A 21,717-nucleotide genomic window follows, 5' to 3' on the forward strand; every position below is an offset into this window, starting at 1 on the left:
CTACGTCCGGTCTCTGGAGCGACGCAAAAGCTGTTTCCCGCTAGTTATTCAATCTGATAACAGTCGGGTCAGCATCACCGCTCTCGTCGGTCGCGGCCGAGTTCGAGTGTCGAAGAAAAGCTCACTGCGCGCGGGGCTTGCCCGCGGATTCGGTCTCGGTCGTCGTCGCGCCCTCGTAGGTGTTGAAGCCCAGCAGTTCGTTGAGCGGGCACTTCTGGGTGACCGCCGTGGTCGCGAGGACCGCTCCGACGAGGAGCGCCGCGACCGCGACGACGAGTCCGAGCGTCCCCGCCGCGATGGTCAGGAAGCCCGCGAGACTCGCCGCCCCGACGATAATCAGTACCGGTCCGAGGACGGCGCGCGCGATGCGGTCGTAGCCGCCGACGTTCTTCTCCATGGTTGATTCACCACTGGTAGCTACGCGCTCGGCGGCTAAATCGTGCGCCGGCGGTTCTCGCCCCCGGAGAACCGTGACTGTCACGCCGGCGGACGCGTCGGCCCCCTGTTCGTTCGTCTACCCGCGACCGCTCCAGTCGATCCACTCTTGCTCCCAGCCGTGGCCGGCGTGCCAGCCTCGGCCCTCGTACTCGGGGTCCTCGCGGCGCGTCCGGTTTCTGACGATGCTCCCCGTCTGCTCGCCGTCCACGAGGAGCGGTTTGAACGACAACGGGCCGAACGACTCGGCCACCTCGCCGTCCTCGACGGCGACGAGCGTCTGCTCGCCGACGCCTTTCGGCATGACGAGTCGGCCGCCGTCGGCGAGCTGTGCGAGGAGCCGCGCGGGCGGGCGGACCGCCGAGGCCTCGACGAGGATGCGGTCGAACGGCGCGTAGTCGGCCAGCCCCTCCGCGCCGTCGCGGCAGTCGACGAGGACGCCGCCGTAGCCGGCGCGCTGGAGGTTCTCGCGCGCCTCGTAGACGAGCGAGCGCGTGATATCGACCGCGTGGACGCGGGCGTCGCCGACGATTTCGGCGATGACCGCGGCGGTGTAGCCGACGCCCGCGCCGACGACGAGCACCTCGTCGTCCGTCCGGGGGTCGAGCGCGGAAAGCAGGCGCGCGACCGTCGTCGGCGCGAGGATGGTCGTGTTCGTGTCGCGGTGCTCCGTCGGGCGGTTCTGATACGGCGAGTCGGTGACGAACTCGTGTCGCGGGACGCCGCGCATGGCGATGGCGACGGCTTCCGGGAGCGACTCCAGGGAGTGCTCCAGGCCGTCGACCATGTCGTCGCGCAGCACCGAGTTGTCCATAGTCGACCTCGGAGGTCGGTCCTAATCAACCGCACGCTCGCCGACGACCGCCTGCAGGTCGGTCCCCGGCACGTCTCGGACCGTACAGCCGTCGAATCCGGCCGATTCGACCCACGAGCGAACCGTCGACTCGTCGTAGAGGTCGCCGCGGCCGGTCGCGAGTGCGTCCACCGCTCGCCCCGCAGTCGCGTCGGTCGAACACCGGCCGTGTAGGCTGTCGACGAACGCCGCCGACCCGCCGGGTTCGAGGGCGTCGTGCGCGCCCGCGACGAGTGCTCGCGCCCCCTCGGGCTCGCGCCCGGCGAAGGCGTCGCCGGCGAAGACGAGGCCGAACCCCGACGCCGGCGGGTCGGTCGGGTCGCCGGCGACGAGGTCCACGCCGGCGCGCGAGAGGAGCGGTCGGACGACTTCCACGGTGTCCGCGTCGTCGACGAGGGTCACGTCGCGGCCGCGAGCGCGGAACTCGCGGGCGAAGACGCCCGACGCGCCGCCGAGGTCGAGGACGCGCGTCGCGTCGGGGGCCTCGCGGACCGCGGCGGTGACGCAGGCCCGGACGACCGATTCGTCGGTGGCGTCGTGCGCGCCGAGTCGGTTCCGAAACCAGTCGTCCGGAAATGCGGGTGACTCGCCGGTCACCATCGTCTCTGGGAGGTCGGCGTAGAGCGAAAAGCGGTCGAGCGCGTGCGGGAGGCGGCCGATGGAGCGCACGTCGCGCTTGGCGAGGAAGCCGAGCGCGCGGTTGGTTATCTCGTACTCGTCGCCGACGCGCTTGATGAAACCCATCGCGGCCAGCGCCTCGACGGTGATGCGGGCGGCTCGGGAGTCGATGCCGGCGGTTTCGGCCACGGCCTCGGCGGTGCCGGCGCTCGTCGTGAGCGCGTCGATGACGCCGCTCTCGCGGGCGGCCCACAGGAGCGCGAGCGATTCGACCGACGACTGCGACCGGTCGCGGGTAGGCATGGTCGCACCGACGGGTCGGGAAACAAAAGGTCGTGCGTTGGGCCGGCGGGACGGGCCGTCGGCGGCGGGCCGGAGTGGTTCGGCGTCGGCTCCGCCTTACCAGGCCGACCACGCGGTCGAGGTCTGGTCGCGGGCGTAGACGCGTTTCGCGTCCTTCGCGTACACCATGTCGCCGGGGTGGTCGAGCTTGCCGTGGCGGTACTCGGGGGCGTCCGAGCGGACGACGAGGCCTTCGATTTCGACCTCCTCGTCGCCGAACGCCTCCGTCTCGCCGACGACGAACTCGTAGTCGCCGGGGACGTTGACGGTGACGCTCCGGGTGTCCTCGCGCTTGCCGTCCTTCGGGTGGATGGTGACGTTGACCGCGACGTTGTCGACGACGCGGGTCCAGACGGTCTTCACGTCCGCGACTTCGGCCTCGTCGGCGCGCTGTTCGGGGCCGACTTCGATGCCCGTGATGCGCACGAGCTGAATCGCCTCCGGCGTGTCGACGATGAACTCGTCGCCGACCTCGATGGTCGTGCCGACCGGCACGGGCACCTCGGTCGAGACGGAGTCGCCGTCCTGCGAGACGACGACGTTCATCTCGGTCTCGTCGGGAATCTCGACTTTCTCCTTGTGGACGTGGCCGCATTCGGTACACCGGACGGTCGAGTGACCGCCGGGCTTCAGCACCTCGTGAACGGTGGGTTCGTCAGGCGAACACGTCGGACAGGAGAGGGGGACGCGCTCGCCGGCGTCGGGTGGGCTCATACGGGTCGCTAGCCCATCAGGCCGTAAAAAGCCGCCTTTCTCCGTTTCGGCGTGGGAGTCGGTGGCAGGACGCTCGTTCGGCGACCCGCTGGCCGCGCGGCCGCGGTCGCGGCGTGCGCCCGCTCAGGGTTGCGGCAGGTCGACTTCCTCGCCGTCGGCGTACACCGTCGGCTCGCGGATGATGCCGTCGAGGTGGAGCGGTGCGTCGGTGTCGCCGCCGATGCCGGCGTCGTCGCCGATGGCGATGTGGACCGTGCCCGCGGCCTTCTCGTCGAGCAGGACGGAGCCGACGAGGTCGGTCACGCCGACGTTGGTGCCGATGCCGATTTCGGCGAGGTTGTAGGCGTCGTCGCCGACCTCTTCGGCCGCGGCCTCGACCTGCCCGCGGATGTCGTCGTCGGAAATCTCGGTGACGGAGCCGTCTTCGACTTCGAAGCGGAGCTCCTGTCCCTCGTCGAGGAGGCCGTGGGGCATCATCGTCCCGTCGACGACGTAGGTGCCCGTCGCGGACGCGGGGCTGAGGAAGATTTCGCCCGCGGGGAGGTTCGAAAACGAGCCGGCCTCGGCGATTGCGCCGGTGTCGGCGAGCCACTCGCGGTCGCCGCGGACGAACGTGATGTCCGTGCCTTTCTCGGTCGTGACGCGCAGTTCGTCGGCGTCGCCGACGGCGTCGAGCATGGCCGCGCTGTGGTCGTAGATGGCGTCGTAGTCGGCGTCGAGGCCGGTGACGAACACCTCCTCGGTGATTCCGGGGAGGGTCGCGCCGCGAGCGCCGGCGTCGCAGGCGTCGCCGCGGGCGCGGGTGTGGCTCAGGCTCTTGGTCGTCGGCGCGAGGAAGGCGTCGCAAGACTGCATCGCGGCGGCGACCGGCGCGGGCGGCTCCTCGCCGTGTTGGCTCCCCGGCGGGTAGCGGACGATGGTCGCGTCGTCGGTCACCTCGCTCGCGACCTCGTAGAGCGCCTCGCCGATGCGCTCGCGCTTGTCGTCGGTGACGACGACGAGCGACTCGTCGGGCTGGAGGTCGAGACACTGGCGGACCGCCGTCTCGCTGGCGGCGCGGAGGTCGGCGTCGGCTTCGGTCATGTGGACACCTGCGCCGCCGGCGCTGTTAGGCGTTCCCATCCGGCTTCCCCCGCTCGGTTTCCGCCCCGTCGCCCCGAATCGGGCGGTTCACTCGCCTCGGAGGTAATCGAGGGACTCACTCGCCCGAGAGTTAATTTCTAAGTATTAACCATCGAAATAACTATGGTCGGGCCCGGTCGTTTGTCTCTCATGATACGAGTGGGTGTCAACGGCTACGGCACAATCGGAAAGCGCGTCGCCGACGCGGTCCACGCGCAACCCGACATGGAACTCATCGGCGTGGCCAAGACCCAGCCCAACTTCGAAGCGCACACCGCGGGCGAACGCGGCTACCCGATGTACGCCGCGATTCCGGAACGTTCGCCGCTGTTTTCCGAGGCCGGCGTCGAGCTCGCCGGCGAGGTCGACGAACTGGTCGCCAAGGCGGACATCATCGTCGACTGCACGCCGTCCGGCATCGGCGCGGAGAACCGCGAACTGTACGAGACCCACCACACGCCCGCCATCTTCCAAGGCGGCGAGGACGCCGACGTGGCCGACGTGAGCTTCAACGCGCGGGCCAACTTCGACGCCGCCCGCGACGCCGACTACGTCCGCGTCGTCTCCTGTAACACGACCGGCCTCTCGCGCATCATCGCGCCGCTCGAAGAAGAGTACGGCGTCGAGAAGGTCCGGGCGACGCTCGTCCGCCGCGGCGGCGACCCCGGTCAGAACTCCCGCGGGCCGATAAACGACATTCTCCCGAACCCGATCAAGATTCCTTCTCACCATGGCCCCGACGTGAAGACCATCTTCCCGGACCTCGAAATCGACACGCTCGGGCTGAAGGTGCCGGCGACGCTGATGCACGTCCACGCGCTCAACGTCACGCTCGAAGACGACGTGACCGGCGCGCACGTCCGGCAACTGCTCGAAGGCGAAAACCGCGTCTACGTCATCCCGGAGGGGATGGGCATCGACGGCGCGGGCAAGCTCATGGACTTCGCGCTCGACGCGGGCCGCCCGCGCGGCGACATGTGGGAAAACTGCGTGTGGGGCGAGTCCATCGGCGTCAACGGCCGGGACCTCTATCTGTTCCAAGCCATCCACCAGCAGTCCGACGTGATTCCGGAGAACGTCGACGCCATCCGCGCGATGTTCGACACCGAAGACCAACAGGACAGCATGGCACTCACGGACCAGACGCTCGGTATCGGTATCTCCGGTAGCCCGTCTGGATTCGCTGAGCAGGCGCGCGCGGAGTTCGCCGACGACTAATCGGCGAATCGCCTGTTCAGTTCAGTTCAGTTCGGTGCGGTGCGGTGCAGTTCGGTGTGGTGCGAGACGGTCCGGTACAGTGCAGTGCGGCGCAGTCGCGGCTTTTCCACCCACTCGACTCGCGCTCTCAGAGCGACCGCGACGCGACGTTCCCGGTGTCGAGGTCGACGACCGCGACGTGGAACTCGTCGTCAGCGCCGGGAATCGGCAGGCCGCCGGGGTTGACGTGCGTCGTCTTCCCGCGGTGTTCGACCACCCGCTCGTGGGTGTGGCCGCGCAGGACGAAGTCGTACGTCCCCGAATCGACGAGGGCGTCGACCAGTCCGGCCTCGGTGCCGTGGTACACCGCTATCTCTTGGCCGTCGAGCGTCAAGTGCGCGAAGTCGCCGTGGTAGGTGCCGAACGACTCGACCGCCTCGCGGAGCGCCCACTCGCCGTCGTTGTTGCCGCGGACGGCGTGGAAGTCGAAGTCAGCGTCGAACGGCGCGGCCGAAAAGGGCGCGACGATGTCGCCGCAGTGGACGACCACGTCCGCGCCCTCCGATTCGAAGTGCGAGACCGCGGCTTCGACGTGATCGAGGTTGTCGTGCGTGTCGGAGACGACGCCGAGTTTCATGCGAGTCGGTTCGGCGGCGTCGGCTATCAACGTTGGGTGACACGTCTGCTCCGCGGCTCCGACGCGGTCGCCGAGAAGAAGAACGGGAGTGCGAGGAACTCAGTCCTGCTTCAGCGCCTCGACGCCGGCGAGCGGCGCGCCGGTCAGCGCGCGGATGTACGCGCCGCCGGCGATGGAGACGTGGCCGAAGTCGCCTTCGTCCATGCCGTACATCTCGATGGCGCGGGAAGTGTCGCCGCCGCCGACGACGGAGAAGCAGTCGGTCTCGGCGATGGCGCGGAGGACGCCGGTCGTGCCGACCGCGAAGCGCTCGTCTTCGAACAGGCCGAGCGCGCCCTTCACGAAGACGGCCTCGGAGTCGCGGATGATGGGGTCGTACTCGTCGACCGTCATCGAGCCCACGTCGAGGTACGCGCGGTCCTTCTCCGTGATGTTGGCGACCGCGATTTCGCCGCGCTCGTCGGTCTCGTCCTCGTAGGCGAGGTCGACGGCGAGCTTAATCTGGTCGCCGCGCTCGTCGAGGAGCGACTCGATAGTCTCGCGGTTTTCCTCCCACTGGTCGTCGAAGAAGTCCATCCCTTCGAGGTCGAAGCCGACGTCGTTGCCGGCGGCGCGGAGGAACAGTTCGCCCGCGATGCCGCCGAGGAGGAACTGGTCGACCTTGTCGCCGAGATTGTTCATGACGTCGATGACGTCGGTGGCTTTCGTCCCGCCGACGACCATCGTCACCTGCCCGTCGAACTCGCGGGTGGCGATAGAGGAGTTCGCTTCGTACTCGGTCTGCATCACGCGGCCCGCGTAGGCGGGGAGTACGAGCGGGAAGCCGACGAGGGAGGCGTGCGAGCGGTGGGCCGCCGAGTAGGCGTCGTTGACGTAGGCGTCGACGTGCTCGGCGAGCGTCCGGACGAACTCGGTGTCGGCCTTGACTTCGGGGTCCTCCTCGGGGAGTTCCTCGTCGCACATCCGCGTGTTTTCGAGGAGGAGCACCTCGCCCGCTTCGAGCGCGTCGATGGCGGCGATAGCGTCCTCACCATACGTATCGGCGACGAACCCCACGTCGCGGTCGATGTGGCTCGCGAGGATGTCGGCGTGCTGTTCGAGCGAGACGAAGTCGTCGTCGCCGGGGCGGCCCTGATGGGCCATGAGGACGACGCGGTGGCCGGCCTCGGCGAGTTCGCGGACGGTCTCCGCGTGGCGGTCGAACCGTCGGTTGTCTTGGACCTCGCCGTTTTCGACCGGCGAATTGAGGTCGAGTCGGACGAGTACGCACTGCTCCGGATCGAGGTCGTCGAGGGTCTTGAACATCGGGTGGAAGAACGTGGAGGGATTACTTAGTGGTGGGTAGCTCGCGCTGAAATCGCGGGCGATTCGCGGCGGCGGTGTCTACTGGTGAGTGACGAAGTGGGCGACGTCGAGCATCCGGTTGGAGAAGCCGAACTCGTTGTCGTACCACGTCAGAATCTTGTAGAGGCCGCCGTCGTTGACCTGGTTGGTCGTGTTGAGGTCGACGGTGCTGGAGAACGGCAGGCCGAGGATGTCACGCGAGGTGACCTCGTCGTCCGTGTAGCCGAGGACGCCCGCGAGCGGGCCGGAGTCGGCCGCGGCGCGGAAGGCGTCGTTGATCTCCTCGACGTCGGGCTTGTCTTCGAGGCGGACGACGAGCTCGGTGAGCGAGCCGTTCGGCACGGGGACGCGAATCGCCATGCCGTCGAGCTTGCCGTCGAGCTGGGGCAGAATCTCGGTGGCCGCCTGCGCCGCGCCGGTCGTCGTCGGGACGATGTTCTCGGCGGCGGCGCGCCCGCGGCGCTGTTTCGCGTGGGGGCTGTCGATGAGGTTCTGACTGCCCGTGTAGGCGTGGACGGTCGTCAGGAGACCGTTCTCGATGCCGAACTCCTCGTCGAGCACCTTCGCGACCGGCGTGACGGAGTTGGTCGTACAGGAGGCGTTCGAGACGACGTCCTCGCCGTCGTACTCGTCGTGGTTGACGCCGTAGACGATCTGCTTGACCGGCTCGTCGCCCTTCGGCGGCGCGGAGATGACGACCTTGTCCGCGCCCGCTTCGAGGTGTGCGGAGGCGTCTTCCTTCGTGCGGAAGATGCCCGTACATTCGAGCGCCACGTCTACGTCGAGTTCGCCCCACGGAAGCTCCGCGGGGGACTGAACGTTGTAGAGGCTCACCGAGGTGCCGCCGATGGACAGCGAGTCGCCGTCGCGCTCGACGCCGTCGAGTCGGCCCATGACGGAGTCGTACTTCGCGAGGTACGCCATGTCGTCGAAGTCCATGACGTCGTTGATGGCGACCAGTTCGACCTTCGGGTTGTCGAGGACGGCACGGAAGATGTTCCGGCCGATGCGGCCGAAGCCGTTGAGTGCCACCCGCACCACGTCCGATTCATCCACGTTCTCGCCCGCGCTGAGGTAGGATTTTTCACTCATGTTCGAGTAGTATCCGTATGGATATCCCGGGCGCAGGAGTATATCTGTTTCGGTAAATCCGGCTGAATCGAACGTTACCTTTCATTCACAATCATAATACCGACAGAAACGAACATAACCGGTCAGACACGGGCGGAGATTGACACGCCACTCGTGGGTCGGACGGTCGGGTCGTAGACGGGCGCTCGCGGCCGAATTCTGGCGATTCGTTGGCAGGAGACTGTCACAGGCAGAAACGTTTTATCCTCCGATTTCATAGCGGCCCTCATGGTCAGAGACGACCGCGACGACCCGTTCGACAACATCTTCGACGAAATCGAACGGATGATGAACGACATGACCGGAGGCGACGCCGGATTCGCCTCCGAGACCCACATCGACGTGTACGATGAGGGCTCTACACTCCGACTCGTCGCGGACCTCCCGGGCGTCGATAAAGACGCCATCGACCTCAAGTGCGACGGTGAGACGCTGACTATCAGCGCCGCCGGTGACCGCCGCGAGTACGACGAACGCATCCGCCTCCCGGCCCGCGTCGACGAGCACTCCGCGTCGGCCACCTTCAACAACGGCGTCCTGCAGGTCACGTTCGACCGCGCCGAGGACTCCGCCGCAATCGACGTCGAGTAGCGACTCGACCTCGCCGCGGCCCGCTCAGGACTTCTTTGCGACCCGCTCTATGAGCGCCGCCAGTCGGTCGAAAAAGCCGGCGTCGTACTTCGCGTCGTCGTCGATGGTCGGCCGGGCGTTCGTCTCGGAGACGACGACCCGTCCGTCGGACTCGAGCAGGTCGACCCCGAGATAGCGGATGCCCAACTCGTCGGCGACCGCCTCGGCGAGGTCGCGGTGTCGCTTCGGGAGGGTCACCCCGACCGCCTCCGCGCCGCGGTGGACGTTGTGCTTCCAGCGCCCGCCGTCGCGCGCGCCGTCGGACAGGCGGCGCTCGACCGCGCCGACGACCTCGCCGTCGAGCACCATCGCCCGGTAGTCCCGCGCGTCCGGGAGCCACTCCTGAATCAGAAACGACTTGTCGCCGGTCGCTCGGAAGTCGTGGACGAGGCTCAGCACGTCCGCGTGCCCCGAAAGCGAGTCCGGGTCGTGGGCCTTGGCGATGCCGACGCCGCGTGTCGTTGAGTTCGGCTTGACGACGACGGGGTAATCGAGACCCGCGGATTCAACGGCGTCGAGCAGGTCGGACTCGTCGGCCGGGTTCGAGACGCAGACGCTCCGCGGGACCGGCAGGCCGGCGCGTTCGAGCGCCGCGATGACGCCCGCCTTGTTCCGCGAGGTGAGCACGTCCTCGCGCGTGTTCACCCACGGGATGTCGTGTCTGGCGGTGACGACGCCGCCCTCCATCGGGCGGGACGGGTAGACGAAGCCGACGTCGAACGACTCGGCCGGCGGCGTCGAGAGGTCGAGCGCGAACCCCTCGGCGGGGAGATGTCCCACGTCGATGCCGCGGTCGCCGAGCGGGCCGCGCATTCGCTCGAACGTCTCGCTGGAGGTGGTGACCGCCAACCGAAGCATACGCTACGAGGTGAGGTCCCGGGGGAAAAATGGTGGGTTCGAGGCGAGGCGCGTTCCGAGCACGCGCCGACGCGCCGACGCGAACTTACGCGACGAGCAGTTCTTCGCCGCGGTCGACGACGATGCGGCACGGCGGCGACATCTTGTTGTACGCGCGGCGGAAGGCGTCCTTCGCGGTCTCCGCGTCCTCGACGTCGCAGTAGATGGTGAACACCGTCTCGCCCTTGGGGATGCGAGCGGCGGTGCCGACGACCTTCCCGAACGACTGGCGCATCCCGTCGGAGACACGGTCGGCACCCGCACCGGTCGCCTGCTTGTTCTCGCGGATGACGTGGTGCGGGAACTTGCGCAGAATCATCTTGTACTGCTTTTCGCCGGCGTGCTTGAGCATGAGGCGGTTGGCAGACAGACGCGCGGATTCGAGCGAACCGTGGCGAATCTGCACTTCCTCTTCGACCTTCAGGCTGATCTGGACGGGGTAGTCCTCGGGGTCGGCCTGCAGGTCGCCCATGTTGTGCTGTGCGATCTTCGAACCGGGGATACCCGTGATGTACTCGCGTCGGGTGTACGCCGGGTTCGTAATCTCCCGGTACATAGAGGCGGGCTTGTCTGACATGGTTACTTGTGAAACCGAAGGGTCAGGCGGGCTAAAAACGCTTCGAAGCTTCATTCGCCCGCCGCGGTCGTGTCAGGCGCTGGCACGCCGGTTCGTCGCGGCGGGCCGACCGTCCCGGCCGGGAGACAGTCTTATGCGCCGCCGCCGCCACGATTCGGACCATGTTGCTCGTCTGCGACTGTATGCCTGCGGACGGCCCCACGTACTTCACCGACGCGCTCGCCGACCTCGCGCTCGACGGCCGCGAGGGGACCGTTCACTCCCTTCCCGCCGACGGTCTCCCGACGCTCTCGAACGTCGACGCCGTCGTCCTCACCGGGAGCACCGCGGGCGTCTACGAGACCGACGAGCGGCCGTGGCTCGACGACGCGCGCCTGCTCGCCCGCGACCTCGTCGCCCGCGAACTGCCCACGCTGGGCGTCTGCTTCGGCCACCAGCTCGTCAACGACGCCCTCGGCGGCACCGTCGAAGCCGGCGACCAGCGCCGCGGCATCGCCGACGTGGACCTCGGCGACGACCCCCTGTTCGAGGGCGTCTCCGAGCGCATCCCGATGGTCCACGGCGACTACGTCGTCGCCCCCGGCGACCGCATGGAGACCGTCGCCGCCGCGGACTACTACGACCACCTCGCGACCCGCCACGAGGACGCGCCCCTCTGGACGGTCCAGTACCACCCCGAGTTCACGGCCGCCCTCCTCGACCGCGTCGCCGACGACTTCGGCTGGCCCGGCGACGACGCCGACCGCGACTTCGGAGACGTGACGGCCGACCGAACCGTCGAGAACTTCGCCGCCGCCGCCGGGCTGGACTGATTAGGCGTCGTCGCCGTCGTCGCTGTCTCTGCTTTCTCCTTCGCCCCCGCTTTCACTCTCGTCCTCCTCGACCGGCGGTTCGCCCGTCTCGGGGTCGAGCGCGACGAACTCCAGCCCCTCGCGGTCGAGCATGTCGGCGGCTCGCTCCGTCACCGAGGGAGCGACGAGGACGCCGCGAATCGGCTCGTCGTCGCCGAATTCGCGGTGGAGCGCGTCCACGTACCGGCGGAGCTGACTCGCCGCCGAGGGACCGACGCGCCGGCGCTTCAACTCCACGACGACCGGGACGCCGTCGGCGTCCTCGCCGAAGATGTCGATAGCGCCCGCGTCGCTCTGCCGCTCGGTTTCGAGAGGCTCGAAGCCCGGTTCGAGGATTTCGGGATCCGCGAGGATGTGCTGACGCAGGTCCTCCTCGCTCCCGACGAGTTCGAGGTCGCTCCGGTCGTCGACGGCGTAGGCCGAACACTGCTCGACGCGCTCGAACCGCACGTCGAGTCGCTCGTCGGGGCTCGTGCGCGTGCTCCGGACCCGAAGCCGGCCGTCGCGGACGCTCGCGGAGTGAGTGCATCCCGGCGGTTGCCAGTTGACCGGCGTCCGCTTCTCGTCGGTGTGGACCAGAATCGAGCCGTCCGGCTTCAGGACGACGAGCCGGTCCCCGGGACCGAGTTCGCTCGTCGCGCGGCCGTCGTAATCGACCGTGCACCGACCGAATATCGTCACCATGTCGCCGCGCTCGAAGGCGGCTTCGAGGTGGACGAGGGCGTCTCGGTGCGTCGGCCGGTGGAGTGTGTTCACCGTCATCCGGGTGTCGTCCCGCGGTTCGTCGTCGTCGGGGATAAGCCCCGCGTCGCGGGCCGCCCGCGGTGCACGCCGCCGGCTCGGTTCGCTGGCAGGCTTATGTCATCTCCGTGCGTATACGTACCATGGCCCCTGACTTCGCCCAACACAACCGAATCGAGATGTCGGCCGAGGAGATAAACCGCCTGCTCCGCGAGGAGGGCGTCGGCGTTCTCTCGCTCGCGGACGACGGCGTCGCCTACGGGATTCCCCTCTCGTTCGGCTACGACGCCGACCGGGAGCGGCTCTACTTCGTCTTCCTCCGGCCCGGGGAGTCCTCGAAGAAGACCGAGTTCGCCGAGCGGACCGCCCGCGCGAGCTTCGCGGTCTGGAACGCCCCCTCGCGGGACGAGTGGGAGAGCGTCGTCGTCGACGGCGAACTCCGCCGGGTCGACGACGGCGACTGGGACCGCGTCCGCGACGTGCTCGGAGACAACGCGTGGTATCCGACCCTGTTCTCGGAGACGGAGCCGATGCAGGACATCCTCGGCTGGGAGCTTCGCATCGCGTCCCGGTCGGGGCTTCAACGCCGGCGCGCGTGAGCGCCGGGTCGCCGCGTGGCCCGTCGCGGCCACCAGTGCGGCCGACCCTCGCACGCCGGGGTCGACCCCCGCGCGCCGGTATCGTTATCGAAGCCGGGACCGTCTGAGCGTTCAGCCGATGCAACGGACGACGTTCGAGGAGGCCAGAAAGCTCGCGGCCGCGGTGCGGACGCCGAACCCGTCGCTTTCCGGCGTCGCTCCCGACGCGAGCGAGGAGGTTCTCGCCCTCGTCGACGCGCCGTTCCGAGACGTGGCCGACGCCCACGACCGCCTGTCGGCGCTCGAATCGCTCCTGTACGAGCGCGGCGACCGCCGCGCCGCGTTCCTGACTATCTACGCCCGCGTGACCGCCGAGGTCGACCGCGGCCTCGGCGGCGACGAGTTCGCCGACCCCGACTGGGTCGCCGACTACCTCGTCACCTTCGCGGACCACTACCGCCGGGCGTTCCGCGCCTTCGAGCGCGGCGACCACGACGACGTGCCCGACCCGTGGCGACTCTCCTTCGAGACGGCGCTCGCCGGGGAGTCGCTCGTCGTACAGGACGTGTTGCTCGGCGTCAACGCCCACGTGAACTACGACCTCGCGCTGGCGCTCCACGAGGTCGGCATCGACCCCGACCGCCCCGCGAAGTACGACGACCACCGCCGCATCAACCGGGTCCTCCGCCGCCTCGTCGACGAGGAAGAGGACCTCATCGCCGAGCGGTACGCCGAGGGCGTCGCCGACATCGACGAGTCGTTGGGTCGGCTGGACGAGGCGCTGTCGTTTTTCACGCTCCGTGAGGGGCGGCGGAACGCGTGGCGCGGCGCGGTCGCCCTGACGGACGGCCGGTTCCGCCCGGTCCGGCGCGTCGTCTACTGGTACTTGCGGAGCCTCACGATGGGCGCGGGCCGCTTTATCCTCGCGCCGAGTTCGAACCCCGCGGTGCGCCGCAGACTGGCGCAACTCGAAGCCGGCGACGAGTCGAGTACTTAAACCCCCCCGGATAGCGCGGGGGGAGTTACCTCCCGGTGTCCGTCGTCTATCGAAGTATGAACTCGCCTTCCGCAGTCGCCGCCCGAAGCGCATCGACGCTCGACCCGAACCGGACCCAGCAGGTCGCCGCGGAGCCGTCGGCGGTCCTCTCGGCGCTCAGCGACGGCGACAGCCGGCGAATCCTCGCCGCCTGCGATGGGGGCCCGCGGACCGCACAGGAGTGCGCCGAACTCTGTGACGTGCCGCTGTCGACGGTCTACCGGAAGCTCGACTCGCTCACCGAGGCGTCGCTCCTCGACGAGCGACTGCGGGTCCAGACGGCGACGCACCACCCGCGGGAGTTCGCGACCAACTTCGACACGCTCTCGTTTTCGTTCGACGACGCGGGCGTGTCGCTCGCGTTCCGGCAGGTCGCCACCGACGGCGGCGAAGACGGCTCGGAGGCCCGGTCGCGATGACCTCGATGAGCGCGTCGACGCGGTCGCCGTCGCCGCCCGCGACGCGGGGCGTCGAATCGACGCGACGGACGGAGCGAACCGAGACGGCGCTCGCCTCGCCGGAGGTGGACTGATGAGCGCGACACCGACGCCGGCGGACGACTACGAGTTCACCTGTCCGCAGTGCGGCGAGGGCTTCGCCGTCAACGGCGGGATGCGCGCGGCGGTCCTCGAACGCGGCTGTCCCATCTGCGGAAGCCCCGCCTCGACCGACGCCTTCGACCCATGTCCCGCGTGAGTCGCAGTTCCCCGTCGCGTCCGGCCGCGGCGCGCGGCCCGTCGCGCGCCCGGCGTTCGAGAAACAGTAGGCTACATATACGTGTGCCACGCGTACTACGAACCACATGAGCGACAGCGCGGACTACACGTTCGTCTGCCCGGAGTGTGCGGAGTCCATGCTGGTCAACGACTCCATGCGCGACGCCCTCCTCGAAAACGGCTGTGTCATCTGTAGCGCCGCGCTCACGACGGACGCCTTTTCGACCGCCTGAGCGCCCCCCTGTTCCCGACCCGCCCGCGACCCGCCAGCCGCCCGCGATTCGCCCGCGACCCGTCCCCGACCGAGTCCGCCGATTTCGCCCGACTGGACTCGCGCGGGCGTCGCCGAGAAGTAACAGTAATTACGTCGGCCGCGAGTCTGGTGGTACGAACCGATGTCTCTGGACCAACAGACCGAACTCTCGCCCGACGAGATACACGAGGTTCTCGCTCGTCACGAGACGGGCGTCCTCTCGCTCGCGAAGGCGGACGAACCATACGCGATTCCCATCTCCTACGGCTACGACGGCGAGAGCGGTCGGTTCTATCTCCGACTCGTCTCCACGCCCGAAAGCGAAAAGCGGCAGTTCCTCACGTCGTCGCCGCGGGCGCGACTCGTCGTCCACGAGTCGAACGACGGGAGCTATCGGAGCATCATCGCCGAGGGGACGCTCGAACGCGTCGACCCCGACGAGCTGACCGTCGAACGAATCGTCCAGTACGGCAAGGCAAAGCGCCCGCTGTTCGAAATCTGGGGCGAGACGAAGCGCGACCTCGACATCCAACTGTTCGAACTCGACCCCGAGACGCTCAGCGGCCGGGCCGTCGAACTGGACGACGCGGAGTCCGACCAGTAATGTCCGCGGTCGTCTCATCCGGGACGGCCCTCGTCGCGGCGGTCGCCCCGCCCTGCGACGAACCCCGACTCGCCCGCGCGTAACACGATGCCAGCCGGTATTCGCGCCACGGTCGAGTTCGCCTCGCCGTCGGTCTGCCCCGTCGCCTCGGTCGCCCACTCGACGGACTCCGTCGTCGATTCCGTCTCGACCAGCGTCGTCTCCACCCCCGGCGACGTCAGCGTCTCCGAGTTCGTCGTCGAGGCCGACGACCCGCCGGAGGCGGCCGCGCTCGAACCCATCTTCTCCTACGGTTCGAAGCACCTCTATCGCTACACGCACGATGGGAGCGTCGGCTGTCCCTGCGAGTGCCTCGGCGAGTTTGGCTGTCCGGTCGACCGCTACTTCGCCCAGCGCGGCAGTCTGACGCTCGTCTTCCACGCCGCCGACTACGAGCAGTTACAGACCGTCATCGGCGAGCTTCGCGACCGCTTCCCCGGGCTCGACATCAAGCGCCTCGTGCGCTCGCCGACCGGCGACGCCCCCGGCGACAGCGTCTTCGTCGACCGCGGGAAGCTCACCGCCCGCCAACTCGAAGTCCTCCAGACCGCCTACGACATGGGCTACTTCGAGCGCCCGCGCGGGGCCAACGCGACCGAGGTCGCGGCCGAACTCGACATCAACCAGTCGACGTTCTCGGAACACCTCGCCGCCGCCCTGACGAAACTGCTCGGCGACGTCCTCGAAGAGGGCTAGCGACCGCCGCGGGCTCCCCTCCCCACCGGGGTATATAAACGTCCCACGCTATCGGGGTTGTCAGTTGGTCCCCGTTCGCCGATTCTACAGAAGTATGAGTCAGGCTTCGCTCCCGTTCGATTTCCGCTCCGCAACCGCTTCCTCGGAACCCCGCGTCGTCGACGACCACGCCGAGGTCGACGCGCTGTTTTCCCTTCTCGAAGACGACGACTGCCGGTGCATCCTCGACGCGACCGACGGCGTCGCCCGCTCGGCGAGCGAGCTCTCGGAGGCGTGCGACCTCCCGCTTTCGACGACCTACCGCAAACTCGACCCGCTCGTGGACGCCGGCCTCCTCTCGAAGCGCCTCCGCATCTCCCGCTCCGGCACCCACACGGCCGAATACGAACGCACCGTCGACGACGTGACCGTCTCCGTCACCCCGTCGGGCGTCGAAGTCCGCGTCTCGCACCGCGACGTGGCGCAGTCGGCGTCGGTCACCGCCTGAGCGTCGCGCTCACCTTTTCCATTCGCCAGTTTCGCGCCGGTCGCACCGATTCGACCGCGATTTGCTGTGCCTACTTAAGATTCTACTCGTCGTACGGTTGTCGTGTATTCCAACCGCATTCCAGTCCTGATCGTCGCAGTTCTCGTGCTCCTCGCCGGCTGTGCCGGCGGCGCTGACGTCGCGCCGGCCGCCCAGACCGACGACACTGGCGAGTCGACCGGCGGCGGTGACAGCGCGGATACCGGCGAGTCGACCGACGGCGACGACTTCGAACTGAGCGACCCCGAGCGACTCCTCCGCGACGCCGGGAGCTTCACCGTCAGTTGGTCGTACACCGGCGTCGACGCGGACGGCGTCGAAACCGCGGTCACCCGCGAGTTCGCCGCCGACCTCGAAACCGAACGGTCGTACACCCGCACGACGTCGACGACCGACGGTCAACCGGACGAGGGAGCCGTCGAGCAGTTCGTCACAGACGGCGTGACGTACGTCCGGGTCGGCGACGGCGACGAGGCCACCTACACCTCCTACGAGGGGTCGACGGAAGTCCTCGCCACCGCCATCGCGCTCTCGCAGGCCCGCGCGTACGGCGCTGACGACGACCTGACGTTCGCCGGCACCGAGACGTTCGACGGCGCGTCCGTCGAGCGCTACGAGCTGTCGGCCGCCAACGAGGCGCTGATTCTCGCCGGGTCGGCCGCGGCGCAGGGCGAGCCCGGAAGCCTGGAGGTCACGAGCTTCGAGTACGTCGTCCTCGTCGACGAAGACGGCCTCTCGCGCCACGAATCGTGGTCGTTCTCGGGGCGGATGGACGACGGGTCCGAGGTGAGCGGGTCGTGGGAGTACTCGCTCACGGGCGTCGGCTCGACGACCGTCGACGAACCCGCGTGGCTCGACGAAGCGCGGGCGTAGGCGGGGATGGTTTTGTGGCTTAGGTAGCCGGCCTCTGCACCCAGTTTCGCGCCCTGTCTCTAAGCTGTGTTCCGATTGTTTCAGCTCTTCTTGAGATCGTGCGTATATCTGGGTACACGAAGAGTCAAAGAGACTAAGGGCAGAGAAAATCTATATTGAGTATAGACGGACCTATTGTGGGGATTGAAGCTATAGTAGCTTCAGATGTAACTCTGCGGTTTGAAGACTGAATTTACAGACGGACCCTTGTGGGGTTGAAACACGCGAAGTTGAGCTAACCGGGAGTTTGCGCATCGAGCGCAGAATCTTAGCAACAGCCCTCGCGTCACCAGCGGCAACTGTGAGTGACATCCATGAATCGAAAACCCTCAAATCGGACCAAAGATCGAGTATGCTCGGACCCCAACGACACGGAACCGCCCTGCAAAGACCTGCTGGAGTGGATCGCGCTCATCCTTCGCATCATCGAGATGCTCAGGAACTTTCTGGCTCCCATCTGCAAATAAGCTAACCACCTTATTTCGGATACTAAATATCCTAATTAGGAGGGTCGGATTTGGTCGCGTCTGTTCTTAGCACTTCTACTCTCCTCGGAGACCGTTTCAAACCGTACAGTAGTGATACGCCTCCCGGATTTGAACCCCACTCGCAACTCGGAGAGTTGCTCGCTGGTTCAGAATCCGGTCGGGTGGCAGTTACAGTACCTGCCACGCTCGCTTCGCTCGGTGGTCAGGTACAGAGAAATGCCGCCTCCCGGATTTGAACCGGGGACAGCTCGATCTTCAGTCGAGTGCTCTCCCAGTCTGAGCTAAGGCGGCGCGATTCGACAGACGCACAGGAGCGAAAAAACCATTTCGAATTGCGACGCTACGACCCGCCGTACTCCGACTCCTCCCACCCCGTCACGTCGCTCGGGATGAGTTCGCCGTTGACGTGCCACTCGCGCGGGCGGAACGAGACGCCGAACAGCGTCGCGTAGAACCCCGCGACGAACGCGACGATGATGTTGCCGGGGATGCCGCCGATGCCGGCGCTCCCGACGAGCGTCGCACCGTCCGTGTACGCCGTCAACTGGATGACCCACGCGACGAGCATCACGACGAAAAGCGGCAGGTACACCCGCCGGAGCCGATGCGCCAGGGCCTCCTCGAAGGGTATCTTCATGTTCGGCGTGCGGTAGTCCTCGCCGAGTTTCTTCCGCCAGTCCTCGTCGAGGACGCCGCCGTCGGGATCGAGCGCGTACGCCCAGACGTTCTGCTGGAACATCCGAACCCGCGAGCGCCAGATGTCGTACGCGCGGAAGCGCCGCGCCTCGATACAGAGGAAGATGCTCAGCGTCACCACCCCGAGGAGGATGATGTAGTGCGGGTGCGTTTGTGCGGAAAACGACCACGTCAGAATCCCGGCCATCAGCGTAATCGCCCAGTTGCTGGTCCGGTCCAGCCGCTCCCGCCACGATTTCATCCGGTGTATCTCGCCCCGGTAGAGGTGTGCGAACGACGAACCCGGGCCCATCGTCTCGTCGAAGACGCCCGCGCCGATGTGGGAGTCGTCCATTCCCGCGGGAGGTTCAAGCTCCCCGTCGTCGGACATTGTTGTTCATTTGATGCACAACTACCGAGGGATAAGAGCCTTCTGGGTTGTGAGTTGGGGTGGCGACTGTCTGACGCGCGCCGTCCTGCGTCGGACAGCCTCGCGGCTCAGAGTGTGTAAAAAAGCGCTCAGAAATCGATTCGTCTGGTACTGAATTCGGAAACCGAATTACAGGCGCGTGACGTTCGTCGCGCGCGGGCCCTTGGGGGCCTGCTCGATGTCGAACTCCACTTCCTGACCCTCTTCGAGGTCCGGACCGCCAACATCTTCCATGTGGAAGAACACGTCGTCGTCCGCGTCGTCAGTAGAGATGAAACCGTAGCCGCCAGTGTCGTTGAAGAAGTCGACCTTACCTTTCGCCATTGCAACCGTACAACGTGCCTGCGAACGGATAACCCTTCCGCATGGCGAGGGTATCGCTCGCCCGACTCACGGTGCGCCGCCGAGCGCCGCCGCTCGCGGGCGTGAAAAACGGAAGAAAGTTCGTCAGTCTGTGAATGTACTGCGGTGAACGGAAACCTGCTTAGAGGCGGGTGACGTTCGTCGCGCGCGGGCCCTTGGGGGCCTGCTCGATGTCGAATTCGATCTCCTGACCCTCTTCGAGGTCCGGACCGCCAACATCTTCCATGTGGAAGAACACGTCGTCGTCCGCGTCGTCAGTAGAGATGAAACCGTAGCCGCCAGTGTCGTTGAAGAAGTCGACCTTACCTTTCGCCATTGCCTTTGAATCAAGCGACCTCACGCGGATAAGTCTTCTGAAGAACGTCTCTGGGTCCAGCGGTGCCGTGTGTTCGGTTCTCCGGGGTTGAAACGTCTGAATGCTGTCTTGTTCGATTGCGCCGCCCGGAATTCGATTGCCGCCGACCGAGGGTGACTCTCGGTCGCTCCGCTCCCTCGGTAGTTCGCAGAAAAATGCCGCCTCCCGGATTTGAACCTCGCTCGCAAATCTTCGATTTGCTCGCTGGTTCAGAATTCGGTCGGGTGGCAGTTACAGTACCTGCCACGCTCGCTTCGCTCGGTGGTCAGGTACAGAGAAATGCCGCCTCCCGGATTTGAACCGAAAGAAGACTCACTCCGTTCGACTTCTTGGGTTCAAATCAGTCCGGCGTCGTTTCTCCGATTCTTCGCCCCGCTCAGAATCTCAGAATATGCCGCCTCCCGGATTTGAACCGGGGACAGCTCGATCTTCAGTCGAGTGCTCTCCCAGTCTGAGCTAAGGCGGCTCGCACTCTTCCGAAGCCGGACCGAATCAAAAAGGCTTTCGAATCGCCCGTCGGCGTCCGGTCAGCGGTGCCGGCCGCCCGTCGGGCTCGCCCGCGCCCGCTCCGCCCGCGAACGAATCCCCTTGAGCATCTTCCGCTCCATGGCGAACTGGACCGGCTCGACGACCAATCGGTTCATCGCGCGCTCGCGGAGCGTCTCCGACCGCCCGCGGAACCTGACGACCAGCCGCGTCGCGCCGGGCGCAACCTCGTGCAACGCGAAGGTCCACGTCGCCGGGCTCTCTCCGGTCTCCCAGCCCGGCGCGCTCAACACGAGGCTCCGCTCGGGGTCCACGAAGGCGACCCGGAACGACGGCGCGCCCGACCCCGGCGGGCCGAGTCGTATCTCGTCGCCCACGTCGAGTCGCTGGTGTTGCGGGAGGATTCGGTCCGCGTTGTGAATCTGCAGGCCGAAGAGGTTCTCCAGTCGCTCGTAGCTGTAGAACCCGCCGCGACCCTGCCCCAACTGGACGAGCCACGGCCAGACCGCCCGCGCGGGGGCCGTAATCGTAATCGCCCGCGTCGAGGAGACGTCCGCCTCGGCGACGAAGTCGTCACCGGGGAGCCACCCCGTCGCCTCGTCGTCTGTCGTCCCCCAGCGCCTATGCCACGGTCGAACCGCGAGGAGGTACGTCCCGACGACGCCGATTCCCGCGAGACCGAGTGCCCGGATGAGTCGTCTCGTGCCCATTGCCTTCACCGTTCGTGCCCCCTTGGAGAGGGGGTGAGATAATCCTACCTCCGGGATTCCGAACCGCGGGCGACCACGACCCAGACGATTCCACCGAGGGCCGCCCCGACGAGGTTCGCCCCCGCGTCGGCGACGCCGAACGACCGATACGGGAGCGTCGCCTGCACGAGTTCGATACCCGCGCCGAACGCGCCGGCGGCGACGACGGCCGCCGCGACCTCCTCGCGCCCCCTCGCGCGAATCGCGGACGCGACGGCGAATCCGAGACCGGCGTACCCGACCGCGTGGACCCACTTGTCGAGGCCGACGAGTCCGAACGGACCCATCGGTGTGAGGCTTCCCGGCGGCGTCGGAACGACCGACACCACGAGGACGACGAACGCGTACCCGAGGGCGACGGCCGCCCGCCGCGGGTTCTCGCGGAGTCGAGCGATTGGGTTCACTACTCGGTGGTGGGTTCGTGGTGGGCTAAAAGGGTTCGCGTCCTCGTGGCTCCGACCGCGACCACGTGAAATTAAATAGCAGGTGAGCGACACGTTTCGACAACCGTGTCGCTACTCCCCCGCTGGTTCACCTCCAAGAACTTCGCAGTACAGCTCATCATCCTCGCGTTGGTCTTCGACCCGCTCGGGTTCGTCGGCGGCTACCTCCTCGGTCCGTCGCTGGGTGTCGAACCGCTCGTCGGCGGCGCGTTCGGTCTCGTCGCCGCCAACGTCCCGATGTCGCTTTTGGTGATGCAACGAAGTGTGTGAGTGGAGTCG

At 67.2% G+C, this 21,717-nt stretch carries 29 protein-coding genes and 2 tRNA genes; 13 read left to right on the top strand and 18 right to left on the bottom strand.

The window, feature by feature from the left end:
- Window positions 1-121: 121 nt before the first annotated feature.
- The 5 genes from IEV64_RS07375 to IEV64_RS07395 form a co-directional block, all read right to left on the bottom strand.
- Window positions 122-397 (bottom strand): YgaP family membrane protein, encoded by a 276-nt coding sequence (locus IEV64_RS07375; protein ID WP_188423535.1) that lies wholly within the window; start codon window positions 395-397, stop codon window positions 122-124.
- A 117-nt stretch (window positions 398-514) separates the two neighbouring features.
- Window positions 515-1,249 (bottom strand): protein-L-isoaspartate O-methyltransferase family protein, encoded by a 735-nt coding sequence (locus IEV64_RS07380; protein WP_188423536.1) that lies wholly within the window; start codon window positions 1,247-1,249, stop codon window positions 515-517.
- A 21-nt stretch (window positions 1,250-1,270) separates the two neighbouring features.
- Entirely contained in the window at window positions 1,271-2,209 is a 939-nt protein-coding gene (locus IEV64_RS07385; protein WP_188423537.1) for a class I SAM-dependent methyltransferase, read from the bottom strand.
- Between the two features lie 96 nt (window positions 2,210-2,305).
- Entirely contained in the window at window positions 2,306-2,962 is a 657-nt protein-coding gene (locus tag IEV64_RS07390) for an HVO_0476 family zinc finger protein (RefSeq protein WP_007274898.1), read from the bottom strand.
- 123 nt (window positions 2,963-3,085) lie between these two features.
- Complete coding sequence (locus IEV64_RS07395) at window positions 3,086-4,045, bottom strand: aminopeptidase (protein WP_188423634.1); 960 nt, start codon at window positions 4,043-4,045, stop codon at window positions 3,086-3,088.
- Window positions 4,046-4,234: 189 nt separating this feature from the next.
- On the opposite strand from IEV64_RS07395, the gene IEV64_RS07400 reads away from it, so the two are divergent.
- Window positions 4,235-5,302: a type II glyceraldehyde-3-phosphate dehydrogenase gene (locus IEV64_RS07400; protein WP_049920527.1), complete on the top strand. Its 1,068-nt coding sequence runs from the start codon at window positions 4,235-4,237 to the stop codon at window positions 5,300-5,302.
- Between the two features lie 127 nt (window positions 5,303-5,429).
- Here the strand turns inward: IEV64_RS07400 and IEV64_RS07405 are convergent, their stop codons facing one another.
- The 3 genes from IEV64_RS07405 to gap form a co-directional block, all read right to left on the bottom strand.
- Complete coding sequence (locus IEV64_RS07405; RefSeq protein WP_188423538.1) at window positions 5,430-5,918, bottom strand: metallophosphoesterase; 489 nt, start codon at window positions 5,916-5,918, stop codon at window positions 5,430-5,432.
- Window positions 5,919-6,017: 99 nt separating this feature from the next.
- Entirely contained in the window at window positions 6,018-7,223 is a 1,206-nt protein-coding gene (locus IEV64_RS07410) for a phosphoglycerate kinase (protein ID WP_188423539.1), read from the bottom strand.
- 78 nt (window positions 7,224-7,301) lie between these two features.
- The gene (gap, locus tag IEV64_RS07415) at window positions 7,302-8,354 is read right to left on the bottom strand and encodes a type I glyceraldehyde-3-phosphate dehydrogenase (protein WP_007274893.1); all 1,053 of its coding nucleotides are present in this window, start codon (window positions 8,352-8,354) and stop codon (window positions 7,302-7,304) included.
- A gap of 267 nt (window positions 8,355-8,621) precedes the next feature.
- Between gap and IEV64_RS07420 the strand changes: the two genes are divergently transcribed.
- Window positions 8,622-8,984, top strand: coding sequence for an Hsp20/alpha crystallin family protein (locus IEV64_RS07420; protein ID WP_004970480.1), 363 nt, complete (start codon window positions 8,622-8,624; stop codon window positions 8,982-8,984).
- Window positions 8,985-9,008: 24 nt separating this feature from the next.
- Here IEV64_RS07420 and IEV64_RS07425 read toward each other — a convergent pair whose 3' ends face one another.
- Window positions 9,009-9,881 (bottom strand): ATP-grasp domain-containing protein, encoded by an 873-nt coding sequence (locus tag IEV64_RS07425; protein ID WP_007274892.1) that lies wholly within the window; start codon window positions 9,879-9,881, stop codon window positions 9,009-9,011.
- 85 nt (window positions 9,882-9,966) lie between these two features.
- Window positions 9,967-10,497, bottom strand: a complete 531-nt coding sequence (locus tag IEV64_RS07430) for a 50S ribosomal protein L16 (RefSeq protein WP_004044437.1) — start codon at window positions 10,495-10,497, stop codon at window positions 9,967-9,969.
- Between the two features lie 161 nt (window positions 10,498-10,658).
- On the opposite strand from IEV64_RS07430, the gene IEV64_RS07435 reads away from it, so the two are divergent.
- Window positions 10,659-11,309 (top strand): type 1 glutamine amidotransferase, encoded by a 651-nt coding sequence (locus IEV64_RS07435; RefSeq protein ID WP_188423540.1) that lies wholly within the window; start codon window positions 10,659-10,661, stop codon window positions 11,307-11,309.
- On the opposite strand, the gene nucS is transcribed toward IEV64_RS07435, so the two are convergent.
- Window positions 11,310-12,110, bottom strand: a complete 801-nt coding sequence (nucS, locus tag IEV64_RS07440) for an endonuclease NucS (protein ID WP_007274890.1) — start codon at window positions 12,108-12,110, stop codon at window positions 11,310-11,312.
- Window positions 12,111-12,232: 122 nt separating this feature from the next.
- Between nucS and IEV64_RS07445 the strand changes: the two genes are divergently transcribed.
- From IEV64_RS07445 to IEV64_RS07485, 9 genes are all read left to right on the top strand, one after another.
- The gene (locus IEV64_RS07445) at window positions 12,233-12,688 is read left to right on the top strand and encodes a pyridoxamine 5'-phosphate oxidase family protein (RefSeq protein ID WP_007274889.1); all 456 of its coding nucleotides are present in this window, start codon (window positions 12,233-12,235) and stop codon (window positions 12,686-12,688) included.
- A gap of 118 nt (window positions 12,689-12,806) precedes the next feature.
- Complete coding sequence (locus IEV64_RS07450; RefSeq protein ID WP_188423541.1) at window positions 12,807-13,664, top strand: DUF5995 family protein; 858 nt, start codon at window positions 12,807-12,809, stop codon at window positions 13,662-13,664.
- A gap of 56 nt (window positions 13,665-13,720) precedes the next feature.
- The gene (locus IEV64_RS07455; RefSeq protein WP_007274887.1) at window positions 13,721-14,122 is read left to right on the top strand and encodes a winged helix-turn-helix domain-containing protein; all 402 of its coding nucleotides are present in this window, start codon (window positions 13,721-13,723) and stop codon (window positions 14,120-14,122) included.
- Window positions 14,123-14,234: 112 nt separating this feature from the next.
- Complete coding sequence (locus IEV64_RS07460) at window positions 14,235-14,399, top strand: DUF7560 family zinc ribbon protein (protein WP_004970472.1); 165 nt, start codon at window positions 14,235-14,237, stop codon at window positions 14,397-14,399.
- Window positions 14,400-14,505: 106 nt separating this feature from the next.
- The gene (locus tag IEV64_RS07465; protein WP_004970471.1) at window positions 14,506-14,652 is read left to right on the top strand and encodes a DUF7560 family zinc ribbon protein; all 147 of its coding nucleotides are present in this window, start codon (window positions 14,506-14,508) and stop codon (window positions 14,650-14,652) included.
- Between the two features lie 162 nt (window positions 14,653-14,814).
- The gene (locus IEV64_RS07470; RefSeq protein ID WP_004970470.1) at window positions 14,815-15,276 is read left to right on the top strand and encodes a pyridoxamine 5'-phosphate oxidase family protein; all 462 of its coding nucleotides are present in this window, start codon (window positions 14,815-14,817) and stop codon (window positions 15,274-15,276) included.
- An 87-nt stretch (window positions 15,277-15,363) separates the two neighbouring features.
- Window positions 15,364-16,011 (top strand): helix-turn-helix domain-containing protein, encoded by a 648-nt coding sequence (locus IEV64_RS07475; RefSeq protein WP_007274886.1) that lies wholly within the window; start codon window positions 15,364-15,366, stop codon window positions 16,009-16,011.
- Between the two features lie 94 nt (window positions 16,012-16,105).
- Entirely contained in the window at window positions 16,106-16,498 is a 393-nt protein-coding gene (locus tag IEV64_RS07480; RefSeq protein WP_007274885.1) for a winged helix-turn-helix domain-containing protein, read from the top strand.
- A 102-nt stretch (window positions 16,499-16,600) separates the two neighbouring features.
- Window positions 16,601-17,410 carry a DUF7537 family lipoprotein gene (locus IEV64_RS07485; RefSeq protein ID WP_007274884.1) on the top strand — a complete coding sequence of 270 codons (810 nt, stop codon included), beginning with the start codon at window positions 16,601-16,603 and terminating at the stop codon, window positions 17,408-17,410.
- Between the two features lie 744 nt (window positions 17,411-18,154).
- Here the strand turns inward: IEV64_RS07485 and IEV64_RS07490 are convergent.
- From IEV64_RS07490 to IEV64_RS07520, 7 genes are all read right to left on the bottom strand, one after another.
- Window positions 18,155-18,228: transfer RNA gene (locus tag IEV64_RS07490), tRNA-Phe, on the bottom strand.
- Window positions 18,229-18,277: 49 nt separating this feature from the next.
- Entirely contained in the window at window positions 18,278-19,003 is a 726-nt protein-coding gene (locus IEV64_RS07495; RefSeq protein ID WP_049920525.1) for a DUF2270 domain-containing protein, read from the bottom strand.
- A gap of 168 nt (window positions 19,004-19,171) precedes the next feature.
- Window positions 19,172-19,366: a cold-shock protein gene (locus IEV64_RS07500; RefSeq protein WP_004057909.1), complete on the bottom strand. Its 195-nt coding sequence runs from the start codon at window positions 19,364-19,366 to the stop codon at window positions 19,172-19,174.
- 160 nt (window positions 19,367-19,526) lie between these two features.
- On the bottom strand, window positions 19,527-19,721 hold the full coding sequence (locus IEV64_RS07505) for a cold-shock protein (protein WP_004057907.1): 195 nt from the start codon (window positions 19,719-19,721) through the stop codon (window positions 19,527-19,529).
- A 431-nt stretch (window positions 19,722-20,152) separates the two neighbouring features.
- Window positions 20,153-20,226, bottom strand: a tRNA-Phe gene (locus tag IEV64_RS07510).
- Between the two features lie 61 nt (window positions 20,227-20,287).
- Entirely contained in the window at window positions 20,288-20,956 is a 669-nt protein-coding gene (locus IEV64_RS07515; RefSeq protein WP_004970465.1) for a hypothetical protein, read from the bottom strand.
- A gap of 44 nt (window positions 20,957-21,000) precedes the next feature.
- Window positions 21,001-21,399 carry a VanZ family protein gene (locus IEV64_RS07520; protein ID WP_007274882.1) on the bottom strand — a complete coding sequence of 133 codons (399 nt, stop codon included), beginning with the start codon at window positions 21,397-21,399 and terminating at the stop codon, window positions 21,001-21,003.
- A gap of 105 nt (window positions 21,400-21,504) precedes the next feature.
- On the opposite strand from IEV64_RS07520, the gene IEV64_RS07525 reads away from it, so the two are divergent.
- On the top strand, window positions 21,505-21,708 hold the full coding sequence (locus IEV64_RS07525; protein WP_007274881.1) for a DUF8141 family membrane protein: 204 nt from the start codon (window positions 21,505-21,507) through the stop codon (window positions 21,706-21,708).
- The last annotated feature ends 9 nt before the right edge of the window (window positions 21,709-21,717 follow it).

The organism is Haloferax sulfurifontis (genome assembly GCF_014635105.1).
GTDB classification, from domain to species: domain Archaea; phylum Halobacteriota; class Halobacteria; order Halobacteriales; family Haloferacaceae; genus Haloferax; species Haloferax denitrificans.

Coding starts and splice junctions, on each gene's coding strand:
- IEV64_RS07425 (WP_007274892.1), bottom strand. CDS start 9,881: ATGCTTCGGTTGGCGGTCACCACCTCCAGCGAGACGTTCGAGCGAATG.
- IEV64_RS07480 (WP_007274885.1), top strand. CDS start 16,106: ATGAGTCAGGCTTCGCTCCCGTTCGATTTCCGCTCCGCAACCGCTTCC.
- IEV64_RS07380 (WP_188423536.1), bottom strand. CDS start 1,249: ATGGACAACTCGGTGCTGCGCGACGACATGGTCGACGGCCTGGAGCAC.
- IEV64_RS07390 (WP_007274898.1), bottom strand. CDS start 2,962: ATGAGCCCACCCGACGCCGGCGAGCGCGTCCCCCTCTCCTGTCCGACG.
- IEV64_RS07505 (WP_004057907.1), bottom strand. CDS start 19,721: ATGGCGAAAGGTAAGGTCGACTTCTTCAACGACACTGGCGGCTACGGT.
- IEV64_RS07445 (WP_007274889.1), top strand. CDS start 12,233: ATGGCCCCTGACTTCGCCCAACACAACCGAATCGAGATGTCGGCCGAG.
- IEV64_RS07405 (WP_188423538.1), bottom strand. CDS start 5,918: ATGAAACTCGGCGTCGTCTCCGACACGCACGACAACCTCGATCACGTC.
- IEV64_RS07465 (WP_004970471.1), top strand. CDS start 14,506: ATGAGCGACAGCGCGGACTACACGTTCGTCTGCCCGGAGTGTGCGGAG.
- IEV64_RS07450 (WP_188423541.1), top strand. CDS start 12,807: ATGCAACGGACGACGTTCGAGGAGGCCAGAAAGCTCGCGGCCGCGGTG.
- IEV64_RS07400 (WP_049920527.1), top strand. CDS start 4,235: ATGATACGAGTGGGTGTCAACGGCTACGGCACAATCGGAAAGCGCGTC.
- IEV64_RS07420 (WP_004970480.1), top strand. CDS start 8,622: ATGGTCAGAGACGACCGCGACGACCCGTTCGACAACATCTTCGACGAA.
- IEV64_RS07500 (WP_004057909.1), bottom strand. CDS start 19,366: ATGGCGAAAGGTAAGGTCGACTTCTTCAACGACACTGGCGGCTACGGT.
- IEV64_RS07460 (WP_004970472.1), top strand. CDS start 14,235: ATGAGCGCGACACCGACGCCGGCGGACGACTACGAGTTCACCTGTCCG.
- IEV64_RS07410 (WP_188423539.1), bottom strand. CDS start 7,223: ATGTTCAAGACCCTCGACGACCTCGATCCGGAGCAGTGCGTACTCGTC.
- IEV64_RS07385 (WP_188423537.1), bottom strand. CDS start 2,209: ATGCCTACCCGCGACCGGTCGCAGTCGTCGGTCGAATCGCTCGCGCTC.
- IEV64_RS07495 (WP_049920525.1), bottom strand. CDS start 19,003: ATGTCCGACGACGGGGAGCTTGAACCTCCCGCGGGAATGGACGACTCC.
- IEV64_RS07430 (WP_004044437.1), bottom strand. CDS start 10,497: ATGTCAGACAAGCCCGCCTCTATGTACCGGGAGATTACGAACCCGGCG.
- IEV64_RS07455 (WP_007274887.1), top strand. CDS start 13,721: ATGAACTCGCCTTCCGCAGTCGCCGCCCGAAGCGCATCGACGCTCGAC.
- IEV64_RS07515 (WP_004970465.1), bottom strand. CDS start 20,956: ATGGGCACGAGACGACTCATCCGGGCACTCGGTCTCGCGGGAATCGGC.
- nucS (WP_007274890.1), bottom strand. CDS start 12,110: ATGACGGTGAACACACTCCACCGGCCGACGCACCGAGACGCCCTCGTC.
- IEV64_RS07435 (WP_188423540.1), top strand. CDS start 10,659: ATGTTGCTCGTCTGCGACTGTATGCCTGCGGACGGCCCCACGTACTTC.
- IEV64_RS07375 (WP_188423535.1), bottom strand. CDS start 397: ATGGAGAAGAACGTCGGCGGCTACGACCGCATCGCGCGCGCCGTCCTC.
- IEV64_RS07470 (WP_004970470.1), top strand. CDS start 14,815: ATGTCTCTGGACCAACAGACCGAACTCTCGCCCGACGAGATACACGAG.
- gap (WP_007274893.1), bottom strand. CDS start 8,354: ATGAGTGAAAAATCCTACCTCAGCGCGGGCGAGAACGTGGATGAATCG.
- IEV64_RS07395 (WP_188423634.1), bottom strand. CDS start 4,045: ATGACCGAAGCCGACGCCGACCTCCGCGCCGCCAGCGAGACGGCGGTC.
- IEV64_RS07475 (WP_007274886.1), top strand. CDS start 15,364: ATGCCAGCCGGTATTCGCGCCACGGTCGAGTTCGCCTCGCCGTCGGTC.